Genomic DNA, 4056 nt, shown 5'->3' with positions numbered 1-4056 from the left:
GTGCAAGGGCTTTCTCACATAAGTCCGCCTTCAACTTTTCATTGGCCGCTTTGTCCTCGGGGGTCATAGTGCCTTCTCTTCCTTTTTTCAAATAATCATAGAAAACTGCCGGCAGGAAGTTCTCTTTCAGTGCCACTTCTACGGAAGCCCCTTGCGAATCAGAAATGACAAATGCATACGATTGCGCCCGGTGCGGGTCATATTGGGCTACAGGATAATCTACATCGACGATGTAGGCTCCGCGAGTTACAGCACGTGTCGTGTATTCGAAGGCATCGCGAAAGCCCGGGCCAGCATGACCGGAGCGTACGGTGAGCGTGCTCCGCTCCGCAGATTCTTCTCCGTATAATTCTTGCAATGCTGCCTTTACAGCACGGAAGCCTACTCCAATCGCCATTAAAGCCAAATTTCCGTGATAGTTGCGAAGCTCAGAGAATTTCAGGGTTAACGCTTCCCCACGATCTTTAATTACTAATGATGACATACTCTCATCCACCTTCTTCTTTATATTGATAATGATTATCATTATTACGATGTCTTTATTATACTACAGTGAAAATGATTATCAATGTCATTTAAAGGCAATTCTTTTGATTTATATGTCGTTTCTATGAAGACAAAAATTGGGTTATATTCAAATGTCAACCTTGTGGACAATGGGTTTGAGACCGCCGCCATGCGTCGGCTACAACGCGCGCTGCTTGGAGGATCAATTGGGAGGGGAACTACGGGGCACTATTTTGCCGAAAACAACATTAGAGTGGAGGAAGGGGAACTGTGGTCCTCTATTTCGCCAGAGTTGCTGGAAACTCTGCTATTCCGGGTGAAATAAGGACCTGTAGTTCCCCCACTCTCCCCAGAATAGTCGTTTTTCGCTAAATAAGGGAATGTAGTTCCCCTACTTAGATCGTGGCATCCATGGGCTCGCCTAGCCAACACAAAAAGAGGCAATCCCTTCGTCATTTCCATGACGTATGGGACTACCTCTTCTGCAAGTTTATTTCAATTCGGCAATGAGCCTATCCACTTCACCAGTTGGCGTCGTGATGGTTTCGTAAACTCTAATCGATATATTGGATTGAATCTGGTCTTGAGTAAGATTGCTGAAGGTTAGGATTTGGTTACCGCTGACCAAACGGCTTGACCCGGTAAAAGGAAAGGAACTCGAGCCTAGAGAACGTCCTAAAGAATCAACTAACTCAAATTTCAGCTTGGAGAAGGTATTGTCGAGGACCACTGTGGATTCCCGTTCCATGTCCATATCCAAACTTAATTTATACGTGTATGAGAATCCAGTTGTCCCCATCGCAGTCAGCTGCGATAAAGTCCAGCTTTTCAAGTTTAGTTTGAATGGATACAAAGAGATGTTGTTATGATTGTTATCCGTCTGAACGCTTACAGGATAGCTGGCGATCGTAGATTTGTAGGCCGAATTTGATAACACTTCTTGCACATTCAATTGGAATAGCTCACTATGGTCCGTGGCTGGAAGTGTGAACCCGTAGCTGACGACGATCCCTGTTCCTGGAGCTATATCAGTGGTGCTTACAGTCTGACGTTTTCCTGCGTACGCATTGCCATCTTTACCTGCTAATTCAGCTCCAAAAGCCGGAACCGGAATGGGTTTATCACTTTTATTAAAAAGTTTAAATTTAGCTACTCCCGTTTTATTTCCCGTTTCTTGATTATCTGTTACGTGCAGCTCTTCCAGGGAAACAGTCAAATTCGGATTAATCGTATCGTTCATTCGCGTAAAATCCATCGGCATACCGAAATCATAACGGCTTACGCCCGGTCCTGCAACAGCACCTTCGTTCGCAGGGAATCGGAATCCTATGCGCCCTGTGAAATATTGAATCGGTGCCGTCTGCCCTTGTTTCAAGAAGTTTTCAGATGAAAGAACATAGAGAGCTTCCAATGTCGTATTCGTATCCGTTGTTATCGCATAATGAATGGACTTCTTGCCTCCTGGATCAAGGCTTATTGGACCCTCCTCCACCCTTTTGCCAATGAAGGATTGCCCCTCCGATTTCCCGCTTAAGGTAAAGTCCGGTATTGTCTCTGCATAACTTCCCTGGTTTTCCGCTTGAACTTCCACGATATAACTTGGTGTTTGACCCGTAAATTGCTTAGACATCTTCACCGCTGAATATTTCAGGCTGGAATTGATGCCAGGCAGGGAGAAACGGGTTCCCCAATCGCCTAATCGGGTTGGATCATCTATTTTGGCGTCTTTGCCACGCCATACAATGGAGCTGATATTAGCATCCGCTAATGGCGTTTCTAGCTTAGGATATACTTTTTGATCAACTTTTACCCACAGAAGGCTCGTCAACTGGACATCTTTGTTCACACCTATATCTGTCATATAACTTAAAGTCACACTACCCTGAGGAAGTATGGAGGAAGCATTGCTTGCACTCGCTTGGAGGGTATAGACTGTGCCTTCCGTAGTTCGGATGCGCAGCTCATAATCTGGTATTCGAGTTGTAGATCCTGATGTGTTATTTAATGTAATAACAACTCCTACTCTCCAGCCATCTGACGATTTCTCTTGGGTAACACTTTTGATTTGAGCCTGCGTATTTTCTGCCAGATCGTAAGCTGTTAGCGCCTCTACCGGGAGGTCTACTATAGCTGGAGCCGGTGTCACAGGTACATACTGACGCTTCGCTTCATAAGAAGAAGTAACCAACAGTTCTCGGGTTGCGGGAGAAATCCCGCCGAACTTACCGTCAACTTGGTTATCCAGCAAATTCATTTGCACAGCCAGATCGGCGTACCCCTGGGCCCAGCTGGATACCGTGCTATCATTCATCCCTGCATTCGACTTCACTTCAGCCTCTTTATGCAAACCTCGGATCAAGAATGCGGCCAATTGTTCTTTGGTTACCTCACCTGCAGGATTAAAGGTGCCTGCGCCAAAACCATCAGTCAGATTAGCTGTTTTCAATGCTTCTATATATGGAAGTGCATAGCCATTGGCAGGATCAGCAGCGCTCACATCGCTGAAGCTGGAAGTGCTACGCGAAGTGTCCACCTTCAAGTTGAAAATCAAAGCGGCAGCCTTCGCGAACTGGGCACGATTCATTTTATCATGCAGACCGAACACACCCTCGCCTACACCACCAAAAATCCCAGCAGCAATCATTGCATCAAATTTGGCTCTCGTTCCAGCATCCAATGGATTCAAATCATTGAAATCTACAGAGGATTTAGGAGAAGCGGCGCCTTGCGCTACCGCAGATAACAGGGTAGAGGCCATGCACACGCTGATAATAACGGATAAACTCTTCTTCATTGTCTTGTGCCTCCCGATTCATTCGATCTTACACCACATGCGTGGCTGTTACTCTTTTACTTCAACTGGCGCCTTATTTCTTTTTATAAAAAATAGAACGAAAGGAATACATATAAAAGCCGGTAGGGCTGAAATATAAAAAGTATCTGCGATAGACCTGACGAAGGCTTCTTTCTGCATAAAACCGGCAAGGTAGGAAGTTGCTGCGCCTGTAGCCGTTGCCCTATCTACCGCCCAAGTATAAATCTCCCCGGTGATTGCGGATACGGTGTTGTTTGCCATAACGGAATCCACAGCTACGCTTTCAGAAATGTGTTGGTAATGCACGATCTGACGGTTGCTCATAATAGCGGTAAATATCGCAATTCCTAGCGATCCCGCTACCTGACGAAGAACATTGGAAAGCGGCGAAGCGTTACTGATCTGTTCCGGAGCCACCGCGTTCATTCCCGCCGAAGTTAACGGCATCAGGCAAACGCCAATGCCAATTCCCCGGATCGTTAATAAGGCATTCAGCCAATGATTCGGCGTATCTGCCGTCAGAAGATGTAATTCCGCGGTAGTTATCCCGAGTATAGCCAGACCTGCAATACAAATGGACACAACCCCAAATTTCTCAACCAACTTCCCGCTGATAGCCATCATCACCGCCATTGCAATCGACTGTGGCATCAAGAGAATTCCCGTCTGCATCGCATTAAGTCCTTGGATACTTTGCAAATAAACCGGGGCTAGAAAAGTTCCCCCCATCATGG

The 4056-nt window shown here is 46.1% G+C and carries 3 protein-coding genes; all 3 read right to left on the bottom strand.

What is annotated here, in order from left to right; all coding sequences use genetic code 11:
* Positions 1 to 484: hypothetical protein (locus AC1DUA_RS27115; RefSeq protein ID WP_477502728.1), on the bottom strand; the 484-nt coding region annotated here is incomplete at its 3' end.
* A gap of 513 nt (positions 485 to 997) precedes the next feature.
* On the bottom strand, positions 998 to 3301 hold the full coding sequence (locus AC1DUA_RS27110) for an S-layer homology domain-containing protein (protein ID WP_477502727.1): 2304 nt from the start codon (positions 3299 to 3301) through the stop codon (positions 998 to 1000).
* Between the two features lie 48 nt (positions 3302 to 3349).
* Positions 3350 to 4056, bottom strand: a 707-nt coding sequence (locus AC1DUA_RS27105; protein WP_477502726.1) for an MFS transporter, incomplete at its 5' end; no start/stop codon positions are given.

Source organism: Paenibacillus sp. 01T422 (assembly GCF_056398785.1).
Note: the sequence above shows the minus strand (reverse complement) of the source record. Positions and strands in the feature narration are given on the sequence as shown.